Genomic DNA, 20,780 nt, shown 5'->3' on the forward strand with positions numbered 1-20,780 from the left:
CAATCCAGCCACTGGTTTTGCCGGGTGCGGCCGATGACCATGACGGGATGCACGCACAGATCGTCTTGTACGACGGGTTCGACCCGCTTGACGTCATCGGGCCCTTCGAAGTCCTGTCGGCGGGCAGCGACCGTGTGGGAGGTGACTTGACGGTGACGCTGGTGTCGGCGGAGGGGCCGCGCAGCGTCATCGGCGGCACTCGCGGTTTGGCGCTGGCGGCCACCGCCGCGCTCGATCCGTCGGAAAGCGGCTGCGTGATCGTGCCCGGCGCCAGCGGCCCCATCGCCGGTGATCCGGACGACGGGGTCGAGACCATCCCGGTGCTGCTGGCCCGAGCCGCGCAGACCGAGCTGACACCGTTGTTGCGGAAGGCGTTTGACAACCCGCAGGTGACGGTGGCCGGTGTCTGTGGCGGATCCGTCGTGATGGCGATGTCCGGCCTGATCGAGGGGCGCCATGCGGTGACTCATCAGCTGGGCCTGGGGCTGCTCGAAGCCGCGGGTGTGCATGCGGTGGCTGCTCGCGTGGTCGACGACGGCGACCTGATCACCGCGGGCGGTGTCACCTCGGGGCTGGATCTGGCCTTACACCTGCTGGACCGGTGGTACGGCCCGCGGGTCGCGCACGCCGTCGAGGAGCTTTTCGAGTACGAGCGTCGGGGCACGGTGTGGCGCCCGACGGGACGAGAACCGGCGGAGGCATAGATGGGCATGGACGGCGACTGGGACGTAACGATCAAGACCCCGATCGGGACTCTCGCGGTGCGGTATGCATTCGCCGAGTCGCCGGGCGGACTGACGGGTACGGCGACGTACAAGGGCGAGACGGTTCCCTTGCAGGACTTGACGAGTGGCGCGGCCGCCGAGGGCACGCGATTGACCTGGCGGCAATCGGTCACCAAACCGATGCGGCTCAACCTGGCCTTCGAGGTCGTGGTCGACGGGGATCGGATGGCCGGGCATTCCCGCGCGGGCCGGTTACCGCGGTCGGCGGTCTCCGGTATCCGCCGCTGATCCGGACGCCTCGATCAGCATCGCTCGCAGCCGACCGGTGTCGACCTTGCCGGTGCCCCCGCGCGGGACGTCGCCGTCAGATTCCAACAACAGCCACGCCGTCGGGACCTTGAACGCGCTCAGCAGCTTTCGCGCACAGCGACTCAGGTGATCGGCGGACACGGCCCCGTCGCACACCACGGCCGCGCCCACCCGCTGGCCCGCCGTTCCGGGCACGCTGGTGACAAAGGCGCTGTGGACACCCTCGATGCTGCGCAGCGCCCGTTCCACCTCGCTCGGGTAGACGGTGGCGCCGCTGACCTTGAACATGTCGTCGGAGCGCCCGTGGTAGAACAGAAATCCCTCGTCGTCCAGGCGGCCCAGGTCGCCGGTGGGATAGAAGCCGTCGACGGTGAACACGTCCTCTCGGCTGCGACCGCAGATGCCCCGCAGTGTGTGCGGTCCCCGAATCTGGATCACGCCCACCGTGCCCGCGGCTACGGGCTCTCCGCTGTCGGCGCCGACGATGCGAACCTCCATGCCCGCGAACGGCTTTCCGCAACTGCCCCAGGCCGGCGTGGGCATGTCGGTGTCGGCGGCATAGCCGCAGTACGGGCCGAACGCCTCGGTCATGCCGAACAAGACGGCCCGTGCGCCGGGCTGCGCCCGCTGTTCGGGCGGGAGCAGCGCCTGCAGGCTGCCCGGCCGCAGGGCCGACAGGTCGGCGTCGAGGTTGGCCGCGTGCCGCGCGAGCGTCTCGGCCTGGTCGGGCCAGCCGCGGAACAGCGTCACGCGCTCGGCCTCCAGCAGCCGCAATGTGGTCTCCGGCCGCGGTATCTCCTCGGTGACCAGGGTGGCGCCGGACAGCAGCGTCGACAGGATTCCGCTGCCGAAGCCGCCTACCCAGAAGAACGGCATCGGTAGATACAGCCGGGTGTCTGCGGTGATGCGCCGCGCGGCCAGACCCGCCCGTACGGCGCCCAGCGCGCTGCCGTGAGAATGCATGACGCCCTTGGGCGCCCCGCTGCTGCCGGAGGTGAACATAATGGCCAAAAGGTCGGCCGCCGTGACCGTCAGCGTCATGGCGTCGACGAGTCGGCGGGCCCGGTCGCCGGCGGTGACCTCGGCGAGCCCGTCGGCCGTCCAGACGTGGCGCAGAGCGGGAAGCTCGGTCCGCCGGGGCAGGTCGTCGAGGTAGCGGCGCCCACGGAACTGCTCGACGCCGATCAGGAATTGCACCGCGGCGGCCCGCAGTTGGGTGGCTAGTTCGCCCGCGGCCAGCAGGGTACTCAGCGGAACCAGCACGGCGCCGATACGGGTCAGTGCGAGGGCAACCTCCACCCAGCGGGCGCCGTTGGGCATGAGCAGCCCGACCCGGGTGCCCTTGGTAACGCCGGCATCGACGAACACCGCGGCGAGATCCCTTGTCGCCGAGTCAAGTTGACGGTAGCTAGTTCGCGACGTCGGATCGATCACCATGGGCTTGTCGCCGTAAAGCGCGGCGCGCGAACGCACCAACTCGTCGATGGTTGCCTCGTCAGGCATCGAGCAGCTTTTTCAGGTGCCGCCGGTCGACTTTGCCACTGGAGAGCAGCGGCACCTGGTCGCGTGACACGGCCAGGAACCGGCGGGGGATCTTGTATGCCGACAACTCCGCCTTCAGCCGGTCGCGCAGCGCCGCCGCGTCGAAGGCGACGCCGTCGGGCACGACCACGACCGCCCCCACCAGTTGTCCGCGCTGCGCATCCGGGACGCCCACGACATGGGCGGTCAGCCCGCCGGTGACCTTGGCGATTGCCCTTTCCACCTCGTCGGCCGAGACATTGGCGCCCGCCGTCTTGATCATCGTGCTGAGCCGGCCGACGTAGTAGAAGAAGCCATCGGCGTCGGTTCGGACCAAATCCCCGGTGCGGAACCAACCGTCGGCGTCGAAGCAGTCCTCTCGGCTTCGCCGGTAGTAGTGCTGCATCACGTACGGTCCTCGGATGCAGAGTTCCCCGACCTCGCCGGCACCGACCGCTGATCCGGTTTCGGTGTCGACGATCTTGGTGTCGAAGCCGGGCGCCGGCTTGCCGAACGATCCGCGCCTGGTCTCGGGTTGATCGGTCTCGTCGTCACTGATCAGCACGACGCTGCCGGCTTCGGTCATGCCCAGCATATTGTGCCGCAGCTCCGGGTCGGCCGGTCGAACCTCGGGCGCCATGATGGGGTACAGGTTGCCTCGCCGCATCGATGACAGATCCCGGCGCGGGAAGCTCGGATGGTTCGCCAGGTGCGCGATCCCAGCGATGAAACCGTTTGTCAAGGTGGGTTTTTCGGCTTCCAGTAGGTCCAGCGTCTTACCGGGATCCTCCGCGTTGGAGCACACCAGCGTCGAGCCGGCGACCAGGGTGGCAAGCAGTCCGAAGGCGAGACCGCCGATCCAGAAGAACGGCGAATTGCAGAACAGCCTGTCGTCGGCCGTCAGACCGCGAATGTCGTTGAGGTTGCGCTGGTGTGCCAGCAGCGCGCCGTGCGTGTGCACGACACCCTTGGGGGCGCTGCTGGAGCCCGACGTGTACACGATGGCCAGGGGATCGCAGCCCCGCACATCGGCTTGCGTCGCCGCCAGCAGCTCGGGGGCCACGGTATCGGCCAGCCGGTAGAACCGGTCGATGTCGCGGACTCGCCGCCCCGCACCGCGGTGGTGGCTGATGCCGACCTGCCGCAGTTGCGGGGCGGCCGGGACCATGAGCCGGCAGTCGGATTCGAGATCGGGGTCCGCCAGCACCTGCCCGAGCCGTTGCACGTAGTCGTGGCCGCGGAAAGTTGCGGCGCTCAGGAGTATTTCGACGTCGCTGTCGAGCAGTTGTTGGTGCATCTCACGGGCGGTGACGAAGGTGGAGAAGGGAATCACCACGGCGCCGATGCGCGCCGCCGCCAGCATCGCGATGACGAACTCCACGCCGTTGGGGTAGAGCAGGCCGACATGGGTGCCCTTGCCCGCGCCGGCCGCGATCAGCCCGCGAGCGAGGTTCGCCGAACGCGCCTCGGCTTGGCCATAGCTGATGCGGTCGCCGTCGCAGATCAGTAGGGGATGTTCTGCGCGCGCACGGGCCCGTTGTGTCAGGACCTCGGCGACCGTCGGGCCGTCACCGGGCATGGTCACCGTGTGCGGCGGCGGCACCGAAGAAACGCCGGACCGCACCCAGGTCAGCTTTGCCCGACGGCGTCCGCGGGATGGTGTCGACGATCGCTATCTCGGTGGGAATCTCGTAGCGCGCCAGCCGTGTTCCGAGGTACTCCACGAGCGCGTCGGCGTCGACGGAGGCGGGCCTGCGCAGCTCCACCACCGCGACCGGCGTCGCCCCGAGGCGTTCGTCGGACCGGCCGACCACCGCCGCACCCGCCACTGCGGGGTGGCTCTCCAGGGCGGTGCGGACGTCGTCGGGCATCACCTTGAATCCCCCGCGGATGATCGCCTGGTCGGCACGCCCGACAATCCAGACGAACCCGTCCGCGTCGATGCGCGCCATGTCCGTGGTCCGCATCCACTGGGCCGACGGCCCCAGCTGGCCTGGCTTGACCTCGAGCAGACCGACCTGGTCGGCCCCCAGCGGCCTGCCATCGTCCGCGACCACCCGCAGCTGCGCACCCGGGTTGGCGCGGCCGACGCTGCCCCGTTTGGCGGCCCAATACCGTTGGTAATCCGGCAACGTCCAGCCCGCGACACCGCCACCGAATTCCGTTGCCGCGTAAGAGGTGAGCACGGGAATGCCGTATTTGGCGGTGAAGGCGTCGGCATCCTCGGCCGTCAGGGGGGCCGTGCCGCAGGTGACGGCGCGGATGCTCTCCAGATCGGCGCGCGGCACATCCGAGTGCAACACCGTGCGCAGCGCCGCGGGAACCAGCGATACCGTGCGCGGTCGGTGTCTTCGCACCGCGTCGGCCCACGCGTTCAGCTCGAAACGTTCGAGGAGCGCGAATGGTCGTGCGTCGGCGATGCATTGCAGCACCCGGAACACCCCGCCGATGTGCACCAGCGGCGAGTTGACGATCGCGACCCCGCGGCGGAGCCCGGTGGGCGCCGGGGCGCGCTCGGGTTCGGCGCCCATCACGCTGCGCGCCAGCACGTCGTAGCCGAGGTCGATCCTCTTGGGCGGGCCCGTCGTACCGCTGGTCAACATCCGTACCGCCACCCCGGTCCGCGGGTGGGCCTCGGGCGCCGGATGAATCGTCGGGCGGCCGGTCGGGGGGTCGTCCAATAGGCCCGCAATCGCCACCGTCGTGGCGTCGGTCGCCGGGGGCAGCAGTGTCGTCAGGTCGTCGTCTTCCCCGATGATCAGCGGCAGTCGCAGCCCGGCGAGGTCGGCCTTGGTGCGCTCGTCGCCGCGAGCCGGGTTGACGACGACGACCGTCCCGCCGCCCAGCAGCGCCCCGAGAAAGGCCGCCACGTGACCGGGCCGGTTGCGCAGCAGCATCCCGACGCCGGGTCCGCGATCGGCGACCAGGCAGGCGATGCGCTGTGCCCTGGCGCCGACGGCGGCCCAGGAGATCCATTGGGCGTCATACTCGATGGCGTGCGCGTCGGGCCGCAGGCCGAGGACATCCGCGATGCGTTGACTGAGTGCGTGCGCGGGCATCAGCGGGTCTTCGGTGTGCGCGTGGCAGCTTCGCCGCCGGCCTTCTGGGCGGCGAGTTCGGCGGTGCCGAGCGGATTGCCCAGCCGGGTGTAGATCAGCCCCTGCTCCAGGGCCGCCCGATACGGCTTGTCGAGCGATTCCCAAATCGCCTTCACCGTGCCCTGAGTCGCGGTCGGAGGGTTCGCGGCGATGGTCGCGGCGATCTCGTGGGCGCGGTCCCAGAGCCGGTCGGCGGGGACCACTTCCGAGACCAATCCGATCCGCAGCGCGGTGTCGGCGCCGACCCGCTCGTCGTTGCCCATCAGCGCGATGCGCAGCGTCTCGCCCAAGCCGATGCGCCTCATCAAGCCGATTGGCTCCAGGGCGCAGACCAGGCCGGCCGATACATGCGAGTCGAAGAACGTGGCATCCTCCGCGCAGATGACCACGTCCGATTCGTTGATGAAGTAGAACGCGCCCGCGGTGCACATGCCCTGAACCGCGCACACGACGGGCTTCCACATCTTCTGCCACTTCGGGCTGAGCGATTCGCCGGGATCCTCGTGATTCCATATGTTTTCGGGCTGGCCGTAGGGAGTCTTGATATCCAGCCCGGCGCTGAACGCACGGTCACCGGCTGCCCTGAGGACCACGGCGTTCACCGAGTCGTCGAGTTTGACCGTGCGCCAGGCGTGGGCCATCTCCGCACACATGGTGCGGTTGAACGCGTTCAGCTGCCCCGGCCGGTTCAGCGTGATCGTCGCTACCCGGTCGATCTCGTCGACCTCGAGGAGGATGGTCTCGAACGTCATCGGCACTGCCAATCCGGCTTGCGCTTCTCCACGAAGGCTCTGGGCCCTTCGGCCGCGTCCTCGGTGCGCAACACGCGCTCGCGGAACGTTTCGGCCATGATCTCCGCCTCGTGCAGCGGAACATTGAGGCCCTTGACGATGGCCAGCCGGGTACCCCGAACCGCCAGCGGCGCATTGGAGTTGACGACGTCGGCGATCTCTCGGGCCCGCTCGAGAAGCCGGTCGTGCCCGACGATCTCGCTGATCAACCCGAGCTCGTAGGCGCGTTGTGCGCTCATCCGCTCGTGCTTGCCCATCAGCGCCATGCGCAGGGCGATCGAGCGGGGCAGCACGCGCGCCACCCGCACCATCTCGCGTCCGGCGACCAGCCCGATGCTGACGTGCGGATCGAAGAATGTGGCCTGTTCCGACGCGATCACGATGTCCGACGTGGTGACCCAGTCCATGCCGGCGCCGCAGCACAACCCGTTGACCGCGGTGATCACCGGCTTGGCCGCCGTGCGAAACGGTGGGGTGCCTTCCTGCGGCGCCTCCCATTGGTCGTAGGTGGACAGGTACGGGCGCTCGTAGATCACCTTGCCGTCTTCGGGAATGGCCGTGACGTCAGCGCCCGTGCAGAACGCGCGGCCCGTGCCGGTCACGATGGTCAGCCATACCTTGTCGTCGTTCTCGGCCTCGTCGTAGGCGGCTCGCAGTTCGGTGATCATGTGCGGGCTCAGGGCGTTGAGGGCATCCGGACGGTTCAGCGTGATGGTGGCGGTGTGCCCGTCGACGTCGTATGTGATGGTGTCGAACGAGTCAGTAGGCATCCTGCTCCCTCATCTGCCCTGGAATCTCGGTGCGCGCCGCTGCCGAAAGGCTTCCAGGCCTTCCCTGAAATCGACTGTCCGGCAAGATAGTTCGAGGTTGAACAATTCCTGGGTCATCGATTGGCTGAGCGTCGCATGCTGGCCGAAGCTCAGCGCCTGCTTGGCCAGTCCCATTGCCACCGTCGGCCCGGAGGCCAGCCGCTCGAGCAGCTCGCCGGCGGCGTCGTCCAGCCCGCCGGGGCTCACCGCCTGGTGAATCAGTCCCCAGTCGGCCGCGTCGACGGCGCCGACCTGCTCGCCCAGCAACAGCATTCGCTTCGCCCGCGTGAGGCCGACCAGGCGGGGCAGCAGCCAGGTGGCACCCGAATCCGGGCTGAAGCCACGGTCGGCGAAGGGCTGCCAGAACACCGCGTCGGTGGCGGCAACGGCGAAGTCGGCGGCCAGCGCGAGGTTGCAGCCGAATCCCGCGGCCCAGCCTCGCACGCTGCACAGCACCGGCAGCTGGATGCTCGCGACGAGCTCGATCACGCGGTGGGCGCCCTGGGGTATCCGCCGCACCAGATCGCCCGTGCGGGGCCGCGGCCGGTCGTTGGTGGCGACCCAGTCGACGCCGGCGCAGAAGTCGTCACCGCCACGGATGTGGATCGCCCTGAGCGAATCGTCGGTGGCGGCAGCCGTCAGCGCCTCCACCAAAGAGCCAATCATGGCTTCATTCAACGAGTTACGTCGGGACGGACGATCAAGCGTTAGCCGCAGCACGGCGCCGTCTCGGTGCACTGTCACCGAACCGTCGGCGCCGGCCGCGTCGGCCCCATGACTCACCGTCGAATCCGGCCTTTCTGCCGATACGGTTACCCATACAGTAGGCAATACGATTGATACGCTGTATAAGTTAGCAGGGTACGCTGCCGCCGGAAATAGCCGGGCCGGAAACCCGACCGAAAAGAGATGAAGCATGGCCTTGCAGGAGGGCGGAGCCCAGCGGCGGGTCGCACCCGAGTCGGCGCGGACCGGCGATGCCAGGTTCGGCGAAGCGCCGCTGCCGCAGACCGTGGCCGCCGCCGGCGCCATGCGGCGCCTGAGCTCACTGCTGGTCTCACTCGAGCATCCCCATCCCGCGGTCGACACCATGCTGGCGAAGTTCGCGGAGTGGGAGCGCGAGCTGTCCGCGGTGGCGCCGCGGGACAACGCGCCAAGGATGGGGGACGTCGCCGACGATCCCCGGCGCGTCTATCTCAACCACGCCACCGACATCGGCGCCTACAACCCGTGCTTTCCGGAGTACCGGTTCGACGACCTCGATGCCGACAAGGCGACCGGGCGGGTCAACTTTCCCCTGGTGTACGAGGGCCCGCCGGGATTGGTGCACGGAGGCTTTCTCGGCGTTTTCTTCGACTGCGTCATTCAGCACCACAATTGCGTCACGGGTCTGTCCGGTAAGACGCGGTCGCTGACGGTGACGTTTCGCCGGCCGACCCCCATATCGACCGAGCTACGGTTCGACATCGCTCGCTCGCAGATCGAACGCGGGATCGCGTCGACGGCGCGGTTGCTGCTCGACGGCGAAGTGCTCTGCAGCGGCGAGGTGAACACGTTGGCCTCACCGCCGGAAAAGCTCGCCGGGTTTCAATTCGGCAGGCGGCGAAAGGAGTCCGATAGATGACCGCCCCCAGCGCCCCGGACGATCGCGTACTGTTCGAGGTCGACCGCGACCGCCGCATCGCGACGATCACGCTGAACAATCCGGCCCAACGCAATTCCTATGACGCCGCGATGCGCGAGGCGGTCGCCCGATGCCTGGACCGGGTGGCCGAAGACGACGACCTGACGGTGGTGCTACTGCGCGGGGCCGGGGGCGTCTTCTCCGCCGGGGCCGACATGAACAACGCGTACGGCTGGTACGGCAAGCCGAGCCAACCGGACGGCGATGACGCGTCAGCCAAGCGCCGCCCCAGCCAGCGTCGGCGACTCACCGTGGACCGCAAGTCTTTTGGCTTCTACCACAACTTCATGGGTTTCCCGAAGGTCACGGTGGGCGAGATCGCCGGGTATGCGCTGGGCGGCGGTTTCGAGATGGCGCTGATGACCGACATCTCCGTGATAGCGCGCGACACGAAGATCGGCATGCCGGCGACCCGCTTCCTCGGCCCCGCGCTCGGGAGCCTGCACATGTTCTTCCACCGGCTCGGACCGGTGCTGGCCCGGCGCCTGCTGCTCACCGGCGACGTCATCGAGGCGAGTGAGCTCGAGCATCTCGGAATCTTCACCGACACATGCGATCCCGCCGCGGTGCCCGCCCGGGCGCGGTACTGGGCCGAGAAGGCGGCGAAGATGCCCGCCGACGGGGTCGTCATCGCCAAGGAGGCGTTCCGTCTCGTCGAACAGAGTCAGGCATACCAGGGCGAGGAAGTGGCCAGCTATCTCTTTCACGCCTTCGGCACCAACCTGCAATTCGGGCCGGGCGAGTTCAACTTCGTCAAGACCCGCGCCCAGCACGGGACCAAGGAAGCGTTCCGGCTCCGTGACGAATACTTCGACGTGCCGGAACCCGAGGTGTGATAAGCCGATTCGGTGTCGGGCTAGCGCGCCGGGGCCTTGGGGCGCGCCCGCGACCCGGGCGCCTTGGCCGCCTTGCGCGCCCGTGACGGCGCCGCCTTGCCGCCTTTCGCCCCCTTGCCCTCCTCGATCAACCGGCCGGCGTGATCGAGGATGCAGCCGAGGCCGTACTCGAAATTGGTCTCGTCGGGGGCGCCGATCCGGTGACCGATCCGGCTGACCTGAGCCAGCAGCGGGGTCTTCTCGGGGTCGATGGCGACGGCGTCCTCGATCGCGCGCGCGCCCTCGCCGGAGGATTGGTTCTTTTCGTACAGCCGCTGCAGCACCACCGATCCACGGACGTGCACCGAGACCGCCGAGTAGGTGTCGAAGGCATCCTCCGGCGACAGGCCGGCCTCGACCAGGTTGGCGATCGCCTTCTCCATCTCCTCGGCGCCCAATCGCGCCGCCTTCGGGCTGAGCGCGGCCCGAATCAGGATCAGGTCGCACAGAATTGGGTTGCCCATGAACGTTTTCCGCATCAGGCGCGCATGGTTGCGCAACGTCTCGCGCCAGTCGCTGGCCTCGACGTAGGGGGTGGCGAACACGTACTTGCTCAGCGCGCGATCGGTCATCGCGTTGAGCAGGTCGTCCTTCTTGCGGAAGTACCAGTAGATGCTCGTAACGCCGACGCCGAGGTGTTTGCCCAGCAGCGGCATGCTCAAGTTGTCGATGGACACTTGCTCCGCGAGTTCGAATGCGCCACTGATGATGTCATCGGGATTGATGGATCCGCGTTCGCGTCGTTGACGCTTGTCGGCGATAGCCTGCTTTGCCACTACGGGCACCTCCATCACGATGTATCCTGTGCATGCGGTCGGAGAGCCGTGCCAACTCACCTGCGCATACGTAGGCGTGTCGCCGCTCGACGATGGCCGTCAACCGGGCTTCCGTGCGCTTTTCCATCTGCTACTGTAATACCTATCGTAGGCTTTTTGGTAACGAAGGCTGGACGGGCGAAGGTGACCGGGCACAAGCCATTGAACGAGTCACCAGATGAGCCACGGGAATTGCCATGGATCTAGGCCTGGCGAATGCCGCCACGGTGGTCGTCGGTGATAGCCGCGGGATGGGTTTGGCGGCGGCGCGCTGTCTCGCCGACGAGGGCGGCCGGGTGGCGTTGGTGGGCCGCAGCCGGGAGGCGTTCGACGCGGCGGTCGCGATCGGCTGAGGAGATAGGGGTCGACTGTGGCGACGGCACGTGAGGCGCGCGCCTGGGCGCGCGGGGCATTGCGGGGAATCGGCGACTCCCTCTACACCCCGTTCTGCGGCCCGGACGGCGACGACATCGACTGGGAGGCGTACCGGACGCTGGTCCGCTACTGCGTCGGCGACCTCGGACACCCGATGTTGTGGTGCACCAGCGGGCTCTCCGAATTCTGGTCGTTGACCCTCGATGAGCGAAAGCGCTTGCTGGAGGTCGCAATCGAGGAGGGACGCGCCGCCAACCCCGACGTCGTCGTGCAGGCGTGCACGGCGGCCCTCTCGGCGAAGGACTGTCTGAACCTGACGCTGCACGCCCAGGAGGTCGGCGCCGACATCGTCTACATCCAAACGCCGATGATGGAGGTGCATGGCGGCGAGGGCGTGTTGCGATTCTTCGAATACATCGCCTCGCGCACCGACATCGCACTGGGCATGTTCAACTCGCCGTCGTCCGGCTACGTCCTGACCGCGGCCGAAAGCGCGCGGATCTACGACGAGGTGCCTGCGGTGTGCGCCACCAAGGAGGGTGCCTTCAGGCCGGCGAACAGCCGCCTACTGCACGAGTTGGCGCCCGGCCTGGTGCTGTGGGAGTGCGACAAGACGGTGTATCGCGCGGGATGGCTGCGTGACGGGACCGTCTGCCCCGCGCAACTGGGCACCACCGGCTATCTGTTCGACACGCCGCAGCGGCGATTGTTCTCTCAGTACTGGGATTTGGTGCAAAGCGACAAGCTGCTGGAGGCGATGGACTTCGGCCGCGAGTCGGGCCTGGACCAGTTCGACCTCGACGTCGGATCCTGGTGGACCTGTTACCCCGGACGGCCCGACTACTTCACCCACTGGGGCGGCGCATTCAAATACGCCGCTTCGCTACTGGGCCTGCCGATCGGCGCCTACCCGCATTCGCGCCCGCCGCAAGCGGAGTTGCCGCCCGAGGCCAAGTCGCAGATCGAGGAGGCTTATCGCCGCCTCGGGCTCATCGGAACGTAGTGACTCGGCAAAAGGGTTGCGCCACAAGTCGACTGACGAGCAAGGGCCCGGTCACCACCGGTGACCGGACCCTTGTCAACCCCTTGTTCTTACTGCTGTTCGGCCTTCTCGCGTGCCTCCGCGGCCTTGGCCTTACCGCGCGCCTTCTCGGCCGCGGCTTCCTTCTTCGCCGCACTGCGCTGCGCGTCGGCCTTGTCCTGCTGAGCCTGACCCTCGTTGACCAGGTCGTTGCGGCCGATGATCGTGCCGACGATCTCCTTGGCCTTTCCGAAGACAGCCTCGACGATGCCCTGGATGGCCTCGATCGGACCGCTCTTGATGTCCACCATGGCGTTTCCCCTCCCTGCTAGTGGGTGTCCTTAGTCGCTTTCCCACATCGGCGGTCGAAGAAAACGTGGTGGGGACGTGGTGCTCGCCACAATGGGCGGATACAGGCACCGGTCCGCCGGTCCGTATACCGCGGTCGACCGCTCGGCTCAGCAAGCCGAAACGCGCTGTTCGGCCGGGGTTCGGGGGGCTGGGCGGCGGTTGTGGAAAACAGTACCGATAGGTATACAGTATGCGTACAAATGCCGCGGAATTCGTGGGCGACCGTGAGGAGGTACGGGGGTAGATGTCCGGCAGCGACGACGCTTCCGAGGACGCGGTGCTCTACGAGGCGACCGCAAGCGGCGTCGCGATTTTGACGTTCAACCGCCCGGACCGCCTCAACGCATGGGGCCCGGACATCGCCGCTGGGTTCTACGCCGCGATCGACCGGGCCGAACAGGACCCGGCCGTCCGGGTGATCGTGCTGACCGGGCGGGGCAAGGGTTTCTGCGCCGGCGCATATCTGGGCACGCCGAGTTCCGCACCGAGCTACGGCGACACGATGGAGAAGGCGAGCCAGACCAACCTCGCCGACCTCGTGGGCGAACGGCCACCGCATTTTGTGACCACGCTGCGCAAGCCCGTGATCGCGGCCATCAACGGCGCCTGCGTCGGCATCGGCCTGACCCAGGCGCTCATGTGCGACGTCCGGTTCGCATCCGCCGGCGCCAAGTTCGCCGCGGTCTTCGCCCGCCGCGGACTGATCGCCGAGTTCGGCATTTCCTGGATCCTCCCGCGTCTCACCACGTGGGGCGCCGCGCTGGATCTGCTGCTGAGTGGCCGCACCTTCCTCGCCGAAGAGGCGGCCGAGCTCGGCCTGGTCAAGGAAGTCGTCGCGCCCGAAGATCTGATGAAGCGTGCGCTGGACTATGCGGAGGACATCGCCCGCAACTGCTCGCCCGCTTCCATGGAAGTGATCAAGCGACAGGTGTACGGCGACGCCACTCGCGACGTGGTCGATGCCACCTCGCGCGCCGAGGTGTTGCTGCACGAGGCGATGCCGCGGCCGGACGTCATCGAAGGCATCACCAGCTTCCTCGAGAAGCGGCCCCCGCAGTTTCCCTCGCTCAACTCGACCGACGCCTAGCGTTCGCCGGGGATGCCGGAAAGGAAGATCATGGCCAGTTTGGGTTACCAGGCGATCGACGTCGACAACCACTACTACGAGCCTCTGGACGCTTTCACCCGCCACCTCGACAGGGCGTTCAAGAGCCGCGGCGTCCAGATGGTCACTCAGGGCAAGCGCACTCTGGCCGTTATCGGCGGTCGAGTCAACCACTTCGTGCCGAACCCCACGTTCGACCCGATCATCGTGCCGGGTTGTCTGGATCTGTTGTTCCGCGGGGAGATTCCCGAAGGCGTGGACCCGGCATCCCTGATGAAGGTCGAGCGGCTCGCCGACCACCCGGAGTACCAGAATCGTGACGCCCGGGTCGCGGTGATGGACACTCAGGACATCGAAACCGTGTTCATGCTGCCGACTTTCGCGTGCGGGGTCGAGGAGGCGCTCAAGGGCGACATCGAGGCGACGATGGCGTCGGTGCACGCGTTCAACCTGTGGCTCGACGAGGACTGGGGCTTCGACCGACCCGATCATCGCATCATCGCCGCGCCGATCATCTCGCTGGCCGATCCGGCGAAGGCGCTGGAAGAGGTGGAATTCGTGTTGGGGCGCGGCGCCAAGCTGGTGCTGGTGCGGCCGGCGCCGGTGCCCGGCTTGGTCAAGCCGCGGTCGTTGGGGCATCCCAGCCATGACCCGGTGTGGGCCCGGCTGGCCGAGGCGGGAGTCCCGGTCGGATTCCATCTCAGCGACAGCGGCTATCTGCACATCGCGGCGGCGTGGGGCGGCAAAGCGACGTTCGAGGGTTTCGGCGCGAAGGATCCACTGGACAACGTGCTCCTCGACGACCGCGCCATCCACGACACGATGGCCTCGATGATCGTGCACGGCGTGTTCACCCGCCATCCGAAACTCAAGGCGGTCAGCATCGAGAACGGATCCTACTTCGTCCACCGGCTGATCAAGCGGTTGAAGAAGGCGGCCAACACTCAGCCCCGTGACTTTCCCGAGGACCCGGTCGAGCAGTTGCGCAACAACGTATGGATCGCCCCCTACTACGAGGACGACCTGCGCGAACTGGCCAAGGTGATCGGCATCGACAAGATCTTGTTCGGTTCCGACTGGCCGCACGGCGAGGGCCTCGAGACGCCGGTTTCGTTCACCGAGGAGCTCACCGACTTCAGCCCTGCCGAAATCCGTAAAGTGATGCGCGACAACGCCCTTGACCTGCTCGGCGTCCCGGTCGCCTCGGCCGTCTAGCCGCTTCCCGCTATGAGCGAATGGACCGTGGGCGCCGTTCTGGACGCCATCGCCGACGTCGTGCCCGACCGCCTGATGACCGTATGCGGAGAACGCAAGAGCACGTTCGCCGAATCGGCGCGCCGCACCAATCGATTGGCGAACTACCTCGAGGACAAAGGGTTCGGTGTATACGCCCCGCGTGATGAGCTGCAGCGCTGGGAATGCGGTCAGGACCGGATCGCGCTCATCATGTACAACGACCTTTACCCCGACATGGTGATCGGATGCCTCAAGGCGCGCACCGTCCCGGTCAACGTGAATCACCACTACTCGCCCCGGGAGATTCGCGAGCTGCTCGACTACGTGCGCCCACGGGGCATCATCTACCATCGCTCGCTCGGCGCGCGGTTCGCCGACGTGCTGCCCCCGATCGGCACGGAGTTGCTGATATCCATCGACGATGGCAGCGCCGTTCCCCAACTGCCGAAGGCGATCTCACTCGACGACGTCCTGGCCGCCGCCAGTCCCGACCGCGAAGATGCGGGATCCCCGGATGACCTCATCATGATGTGCACCGGCGGAACGACCGGACGCCCGAAGGGTGTGCTGTGGCGCCAGAGCGACATGTACGTGTCGTCGATGGTGGGCGCCGACCATGCCAGCGTCACCGAGATTTACGACAAGGTCGCCGGGGGCGGGCAGCCGTGGTTCGCCGTTTCTCCGCTGATGCACGCGGCCGGCATGTGGACCGCCTTCGCCGCGCTCTGTGCGGGCTTGCCGGTGGTGCTCTACGACGACCGCAACAAGCTCGACGTGCGGTCGGTGTGGGAAACCGCCGAGCGGGAGAAGGTGGGCATGATGACCATGGTGGGCGATGCGTACGCCGGGCCGCTGATCGAGGAGCTGCGCACGCGTGCCTACGACCTGTCCTCGTTGCAGGCGATCGGCACCGGAGGGGCCGCCACCAACGCGAAACACAAACGCGCGCTGATGGAATGCCTGCCACACATCACGATCATCGAGGGCTACGGGTCTTCGGAGAGCGGGAACATGGCGTTCGGTCACAGCCGCGAAGGGAACGCCAGCGAGACGTTCCAGCCCAGGGAGGGCGCTACCGTCGTGTCGGCCGACCGCAGCCGGTTCCTGCGGCCGGGTGAGCAGGAGGTCGGCTGGGCCGCCAGGACCGGCCGCATCCCGCTCGGTTACTTCGGCGACCCCGAAGCCACGCAGCGGACCTTCCCGGAGATCGATGGCCGGCGGGTGGTGGTACCGGGCGACCGCGCATCTTTGGAAGCCGACGGCACCATCCGCCTGTTCGGTCGCGATTCGCTGGTCGTGAACACCGGGGGTGAAAAGGTTTTCGTCGAAGAGGTCGAGGAGGTGCTGCGCGCGCTTCCCGGCATCCTCGACGCCCTGGTGGTGGGCCGGCCAAGCGAGCGGTGGGGGGAGGAGGTCGTCGCGCTCGTCGCGACCCACCCCGATGCCCACCTGAGCCGGGACGCCCTGCACGGCGCGTGCACGACGCAGCTGGCGCACTTCAAGGCGCCCAAGGCCTTCATCTTCGTCGAACGGATCGAACGCCTCGGCAACGGCAAGCCCAACTATCGATGGGCCAAAGAGCGAGCCAGTCAACGAGATCCGGTGATCGCGCTCGTCCCATCCGATCCCGAAGGAAGTCATGAACACCAAAGCGATTGATTGCCTGGTGAACGTCCACTTCGGGGAAGCCGAATCTCAGCCGACTTGGATGCTCAAGGTCAGGGACGACTACTTCAAGGGTCCCGAGTCGATGTTCGCCCCGGTCGACCTCTCCGAGCTGCTCGCCGAGATGGACGAACAGGGCGTACAGCAGGCGATCCTGATGGACTCGCTCGCCAACCCGTCCACGACCGCGCGCAAGTTCGTCGAGGCCAGGCCCGAGCGCTTCGCGCTGGCCATGGGCGGTGTCAACCTGCTGCGCCCCGTGCGGTCGCTGCGCGAGCTGACCGCGGTCGCGGCGGACCTCCCCGTCGCGTATGCCGTAGTGGGGCCAAGCTTTTGGGGTGACGGCCAGTACCCGCCCAGCGACGCCGTGTACTACCCGCTCTACGCAAAGTGCGCGGAACTGGACCTTCCGCTGTGTGTGAACACCGGAATTCCGGGACCGCCCATACCCGGCGAGGTCCAGCACCCGATGCACCTGGACCGGGTGTGCGTGCGCTTTCCCGAGCTGCGGCTGTGCATGATTCACGGTGCCGACCCGTGGTGGGACGTCGCCATCCGATTGCTGCTCAAGTACGCCAACCTGCGCCTGATGACGTCGGCGTGGTCGCCCAAACGGCTGCCGGAGAGCCTGCTGCACTACATGCGCACTCGTGGCCCCAACAAGGTGATCTACGCGTCCGACTGGCCGGTGTTGCCCATGCGCCGGGTTATCCCCGAAGCCCGCGCGCTGGATCTTCCCGCCGAGGTACTGGACAACTACCTTTACAACAACGCGCGAGACTTCTTCTTCGGGAAGGACGAGTAACGATGGACCGCTTCGAACTACGCAGGCTGGATTACAGCTTGTCCGACGATCACGTCGCCCTGCAGGCGGCCTACAAGCAGTTCTTCAAGACCCACTGTCCGATCGAAACGGTGCGTGCCGCAGAGCAATCCGGTTTCGACAAGAGTCTCTGGGAGAGGTTGTGCGGGATGGGCGCCACCACGATGGCGCTGTCGGAGTCGTGTGGCGGTGACGGCGCCACCCTGGTCGATCTCACCCTGGTGGCCGAGGAGATCGGCCGGTCCCTCGCGCCGGTTCCGTGGATCGACCACGTCTGCACCGCGCGGCTGCTGGGGCGCCTCGGCGCGCTGGGGGAGGGCGCCGCCGGGATAGCCGAGGGCGAACAGCTGGCCGCCCTGGACCCGCGGATCGACGATGGGCGCGGTCCGCGGTTGATCCCCTCGGGGTCGATCGCCGATCACATCGTCGTCCGCGACGGCGACCAAGTCGTGCGCCTGACCTTTGGCACCCGTCCGGCGAAGGTAGACAACATCGGCCGGCTGCCGATGGCCTGGGTGGACCCAGCTGCGGCGGACGCCCGTGAGGTCGTCGCCGAGGGGCCCGAGGCACTAGCCGCTTACCGGCTGGCCCTGGACGAGTGGCGGCTGCTGACCGCGGCGGCGCTCGTCGGGCTGGTGGAGGAGACCATGACCATCGCGGCCGAATTCGCCAAGACCCGGTACACGTTGGGGGTGCCCATCTCCACGCTGCAGGGGATTTCGCACCCGCTCGCGAACATGGCCATCACCGTGCAAGGCGGCCGGAATCTGGCCCGACGCGCCGCCTGGTTCCTGGACAACGAACCCGACGAACGGCCCGAATTGGCGCCTTCCGCATTCGTATTCATGGCAGAGGAGGCCGCCAGGGCGGCGACGATGGCGGTCCACATTCAAGGCGGGCTGGGCGTTTCCGCCGAAGCCGCGGCGACGGCGTATCTGGTGCGGGCCCGGGGCTGGCCGCTGGCCGGCGGCGATCCGGGCGCGACGGCACAACGGGTGGCGCAGATCGTGGCCGCCCGCGAGGGCGCGGCGCAGCCGGCATAGGAAGGAGCGACACTGTGGATTTCTCGCGCGTCGAACTGTCCGACGAGGACGAGGCGTTCCGCGACGAAGCGCGGAACTTTCTGGCCACGCACATGACCGAAGAGATCAGGCGCCGGGACCGGGAAACGGGCGACAATTTCGACGAGGGCCTGCACCTGAAGTTCGGCGCCGCAGGCTATTTGGCGGCGGAGTGGAAACCGGAATCCGACGGCGGTTTCAGCCGGGTGCGGCGCCGTATCTGGGAGTTGGAGAAGCGGCGCGCACACGTTCCCTGGGTGACCTGGGGGACCACCGCGATGGTGGCTCGTTCGGTGGACAAGTTCGGGTCGGCGCAGCTGCGCGACGAGGTGTTACCGAAGGTCTTCAGCGGCGAGGTGAGGCTGTGCCTCGGCTACACCGAGCCCGAGGGCGGCTCCGACATCGCGACCTGCAAGACCCGCGCGGTCCGCGACGGCGACGGGTGGATCATCAACGGCTCCAAGATGTTCACGACCGGGGCCCATAACTGCCAGTACGTCTTCCTGATCACCAACACCGCCCCGGAGGCGCCGAAGCACAAGAGCCTGACCATGTTCCTGGTGCCGCTGGAGTCGCCGGGCATCGACATCCAGGGCATCCGCACCGTGGACGGCGACCGGACCAACATCGTTTACTACAGCGATGTCCGCGTGGACGACAAGTACCGGCTGGGTGAGGTGAACGGCGGCTGGACGGTGCTGCGAGAACCGCTCAACGTCGAGCACGGCGCAGTCGCCGCCGCCCCCGACGGGCTGCAGGACACGTCAATCATGATGCACCAGGCCGGATTTCTGTCTCAGGCGGTGGACAAGGCGGCGGCGAGCGTCACGCGGCCCGACGACGACGGGCGCCGGCTCGTCGACGACAAGTCGGTCGCGTACCGCCTGGGCCGGTGCGTCGCCCGACTGGAGACGGCGCTGGCCACCCCGAGCATCTTCGGCCGGGTCGCCATCGCGCAAACCATGCGCGACATCTCCCCGGAACTCATGGACCTCCTCGGCGCGTCCTCGGCGCTGCCCTTCGGGACGGAAGGGGCCGCCGACGACGGCAGCGCCGAATACGCCTACCGATTCGCCCCGCTGGTCGGCATCTACGGCGGCACGCTGGAGGTGTTCCGCAACATGATCGCGCAGTACATGTTGGGTCTGGGTAAGCCGGCGTACGGGCCGCCGGCCAAGAAGGTCGGTTGATAGCGCGCCGAACGTGCACTCAGGGCGAGAAATCGGCCAATTCTTCGCCCTGAGTGCACGTTCGGCGAAGTTTCAGGTCGTCACCGCGGCCGTCGCCGGCGTTCTTCATGCGATAGCACCCGAGTCCTTCAGTTCCTCGATGCGGTCCCAATCCATGCCGAGCTCCATCAACACCAGCTCGGTGTGCTCGGACGCCTGTGGCGCGCGCGTGGTCACCAGCGGCTCGTGGTTGAACTGCACCGGACCGCGCACGACGCGGAAAGGCTTTCCGCCGCTGGCGAGCTCGACCTCGCTGACCATGTCGTTGGCCAGGGCCTGCTCGTCTCTTCGACCAGGTCGAGCAGGCTCTGGAACGGCGCCCACTGGCCCTTCATCGTCTTCAGGTGTTGCCGCCAATAGTCGAAGGGCTTGCCGGCGAAGGCCTTTGCGATCAGCTCGGCGGCCGCGCTGGCGTTCTGGATCAGGGGCAGCACGTCGGAGAAGCGGGGGTCGTCGGCCGCCTCGGGGATGCCGAGATGCTCGAACGTGTCGCGGATCAAGCCGGTCGGGCTGATGATGCACAGGTTGATAGTGCCGCCGTCGGAGGTTGCGTAGTTGCCCATGAAGGGGTTCACCGACATCGCGCCCGCGGCGCCCGGCATCGGGGTGCGCATCACCTGTCCGGTCTCCATGCCCTGCGTCACGCTCGCTCCCGCCGCCCACCAGGCGGTGCTCAGCAATGACACGTCGAGCTCGACGGCTTCGCCGGTGCGCTCGCGATGCAGCAGCGCCGCGGAGATGCCACCGGCGATGAACATGCCGCCGATGGAGTCACCGAACGCTGGAATACCCTGCCCCAGTGCGCCGCCCAGCTCCTCGGGGGTCAGCGCGTACCCGATGCCGCTGCGCGTCCAGAACGCCGTCCCGTCGTAGCCACCCACGTCACGCTCGGCGCCCTTGTCGCCGTACGCCGAACCTCGCGCGTATATGATGTTCGGGTTCACCGCGCGAATGTGCTCCACGTCGAACTTGTGCTTCTGCCGCTGCGCCGGCATGTAGTTGGTGAGGAACACGTCAGCGGTCTTGGCCAGCTCGTAGATCACCTCCTGGCCGCCCGGCGTCGAGACGTCGATCCCGACGCTGCGCTTGCCCCGGTTGGGGTGTTCCATCAGCGGATGCCGCTCCGGATCGAGTTGGATGCCGCCCATGTTGATGAAGCCGCGTTGGGTGTCGCCGCGCAGCGGGTGTTCGACCTTGATGACGTCCGCGCCCCAGTCCGCGAGGATCGCCCCCGCCGCCGGCACGAACGTGAATTGCGCGAGTTCCAGGACCCGGAAGCCCGACATA

At 67.5% G+C, this 20,780-nt stretch carries 19 protein-coding genes and 2 pseudogenes; 12 read left to right on the forward strand and 9 right to left on the reverse strand.

The genetic code is table 11. The annotated features are described in order from the left end of the window. Positions 1–47: 47 nt before the first annotated feature. Together A9X05_RS05700 and A9X05_RS05705 are read left to right on the forward strand one after the other, a co-directional pair. On the forward strand, positions 48–704 hold the full coding sequence (locus A9X05_RS05700; RefSeq protein ID WP_067757879.1) for a DJ-1/PfpI family protein: 657 nt from the start codon (positions 48–50) through the stop codon (positions 702–704). Then, positions 705–1,013 (forward strand): hypothetical protein, encoded by a 309-nt coding sequence (locus A9X05_RS05705; protein ID WP_067757792.1) that lies wholly within the window; start codon positions 705–707, stop codon positions 1,011–1,013. Here A9X05_RS05705 and A9X05_RS05710 read toward each other — a convergent pair. From A9X05_RS05710 to A9X05_RS05735, 6 genes are read right to left on the reverse strand one after another with little or no spacing between them, the layout of a single operon-like run. Further along, positions 978–2,537, reverse strand: coding sequence for a class I adenylate-forming enzyme family protein (locus tag A9X05_RS05710; protein WP_067757789.1), 1,560 nt, complete (start codon positions 2,535–2,537; stop codon positions 978–980). The genes A9X05_RS05705 and A9X05_RS05710 overlap by 36 nt on opposite strands. Then, entirely contained in the window at positions 2,530–4,134 is a 1,605-nt protein-coding gene (locus A9X05_RS05715; RefSeq protein ID WP_067757875.1) for a class I adenylate-forming enzyme family protein, read from the reverse strand. Before A9X05_RS05715 ends, A9X05_RS05710 begins: the two co-directional genes overlap by 8 nt. Next, entirely contained in the window at positions 4,124–5,614 is a 1,491-nt protein-coding gene (locus tag A9X05_RS05720; RefSeq protein ID WP_067757787.1) for a class I adenylate-forming enzyme family protein, read from the reverse strand. The genes A9X05_RS05715 and A9X05_RS05720 overlap by 11 nt, the downstream gene beginning before the upstream one ends. Continuing rightward, on the reverse strand, positions 5,614–6,405 hold the full coding sequence (locus tag A9X05_RS05725) for an enoyl-CoA hydratase/isomerase family protein (RefSeq protein WP_067757872.1): 792 nt from the start codon (positions 6,403–6,405) through the stop codon (positions 5,614–5,616). The genes A9X05_RS05720 and A9X05_RS05725 overlap by 1 nt, the downstream gene beginning before the upstream one ends. Then, positions 6,402–7,214, reverse strand: coding sequence for an enoyl-CoA hydratase/isomerase family protein (locus tag A9X05_RS05730; protein ID WP_067757784.1), 813 nt, complete (start codon positions 7,212–7,214; stop codon positions 6,402–6,404). The genes A9X05_RS05725 and A9X05_RS05730 overlap by 4 nt, the downstream gene beginning before the upstream one ends. Before the next feature lie 9 nt (positions 7,215–7,223). Continuing rightward, complete coding sequence (locus tag A9X05_RS05735; RefSeq protein ID WP_067757781.1) at positions 7,224–8,036, reverse strand: enoyl-CoA hydratase/isomerase family protein; 813 nt, start codon at positions 8,034–8,036, stop codon at positions 7,224–7,226. A gap of 133 nt (positions 8,037–8,169) precedes the next feature. On the opposite strand from A9X05_RS05735, the gene A9X05_RS05740 reads away from it, so the two are divergent. Both A9X05_RS05740 and A9X05_RS05745 read left to right on the forward strand, forming a co-directional pair. Beyond that, complete coding sequence (locus tag A9X05_RS05740; protein WP_067757778.1) at positions 8,170–8,877, forward strand: hypothetical protein; 708 nt, start codon at positions 8,170–8,172, stop codon at positions 8,875–8,877. Beyond that, on the forward strand, positions 8,874–9,773 hold the full coding sequence (locus A9X05_RS05745) for an enoyl-CoA hydratase/isomerase family protein (protein WP_067757775.1): 900 nt from the start codon (positions 8,874–8,876) through the stop codon (positions 9,771–9,773). The genes A9X05_RS05740 and A9X05_RS05745 overlap by 4 nt, the downstream gene beginning before the upstream one ends. A gap of 20 nt (positions 9,774–9,793) precedes the next feature. Here A9X05_RS05745 and A9X05_RS05750 read toward each other — a convergent pair whose 3' ends face one another. Beyond that, positions 9,794–10,603, reverse strand: a complete 810-nt coding sequence (locus tag A9X05_RS05750) for a TetR/AcrR family transcriptional regulator (protein ID WP_067757772.1) — start codon at positions 10,601–10,603, stop codon at positions 9,794–9,796. Positions 10,604–10,824: 221 nt separating this feature from the next. Here A9X05_RS05750 and A9X05_RS29435 point away from each other — a divergent pair. Further along, positions 10,825–10,968, forward strand: a pseudogene (locus A9X05_RS29435) (short-chain dehydrogenase); the annotation flags it as partial. Between the two features lie 29 nt (positions 10,969–10,997). Continuing rightward, positions 10,998–12,005, forward strand: coding sequence for a dihydrodipicolinate synthase family protein (locus A9X05_RS05755; protein WP_067757769.1), 1,008 nt, complete (start codon positions 10,998–11,000; stop codon positions 12,003–12,005). 89 nt (positions 12,006–12,094) lie between these two features. Here A9X05_RS05755 and A9X05_RS05760 read toward each other — a convergent pair whose 3' ends face one another. Continuing rightward, the gene (locus A9X05_RS05760) at positions 12,095–12,334 is read right to left on the reverse strand and encodes a CsbD family protein (RefSeq protein WP_067281020.1); all 240 of its coding nucleotides are present in this window, start codon (positions 12,332–12,334) and stop codon (positions 12,095–12,097) included. A gap of 284 nt (positions 12,335–12,618) precedes the next feature. Between A9X05_RS05760 and A9X05_RS05765 the strand changes: the two genes are divergently transcribed. From A9X05_RS05765 to A9X05_RS05790, 6 genes are read left to right on the forward strand one after another with little or no spacing between them, the layout of a single operon-like run. Next, a complete protein-coding gene (locus A9X05_RS05765; protein WP_067757760.1) occupies positions 12,619–13,461 on the forward strand; it encodes an enoyl-CoA hydratase in 843 nt (280 codons plus the stop codon). A 30-nt stretch (positions 13,462–13,491) separates the two neighbouring features. Continuing rightward, positions 13,492–14,694, forward strand: coding sequence for an amidohydrolase family protein (locus A9X05_RS05770; protein ID WP_067757869.1), 1,203 nt, complete (start codon positions 13,492–13,494; stop codon positions 14,692–14,694). 12 nt (positions 14,695–14,706) lie between these two features. Next, the gene (locus A9X05_RS05775) at positions 14,707–16,374 is read left to right on the forward strand and encodes an acyl-CoA synthetase (RefSeq protein WP_067757757.1); all 1,668 of its coding nucleotides are present in this window, start codon (positions 14,707–14,709) and stop codon (positions 16,372–16,374) included. Then, a complete protein-coding gene (locus A9X05_RS05780) occupies positions 16,355–17,185 on the forward strand; it encodes an amidohydrolase family protein (protein WP_067757754.1) in 831 nt (276 codons plus the stop codon). The genes A9X05_RS05775 and A9X05_RS05780 overlap by 20 nt, the downstream gene beginning before the upstream one ends. Before the next feature lie 2 nt (positions 17,186–17,187). Beyond that, on the forward strand, positions 17,188–18,246 hold the full coding sequence (locus A9X05_RS05785) for an acyl-CoA dehydrogenase family protein (RefSeq protein ID WP_067757751.1): 1,059 nt from the start codon (positions 17,188–17,190) through the stop codon (positions 18,244–18,246). 14 nt (positions 18,247–18,260) lie between these two features. Then, the gene (locus A9X05_RS05790; RefSeq protein ID WP_067779851.1) at positions 18,261–19,454 is read left to right on the forward strand and encodes an acyl-CoA dehydrogenase family protein; all 1,194 of its coding nucleotides are present in this window, start codon (positions 18,261–18,263) and stop codon (positions 19,452–19,454) included. Between the two features lie 105 nt (positions 19,455–19,559). Here the strand turns inward: A9X05_RS05790 and A9X05_RS05795 are convergent. Continuing rightward, a pseudogene (locus tag A9X05_RS05795) lies at positions 19,560–20,779 on the reverse strand (CaiB/BaiF CoA transferase family protein). Between the last annotated feature and the right edge of the window lies 1 nt (position 20,780).

It is taken from the genome of Mycobacterium sp. E3298 (assembly GCF_001666895.1).
Classification (GTDB): Bacteria; Actinomycetota; Actinomycetes; order Mycobacteriales; family Mycobacteriaceae; genus Mycobacterium.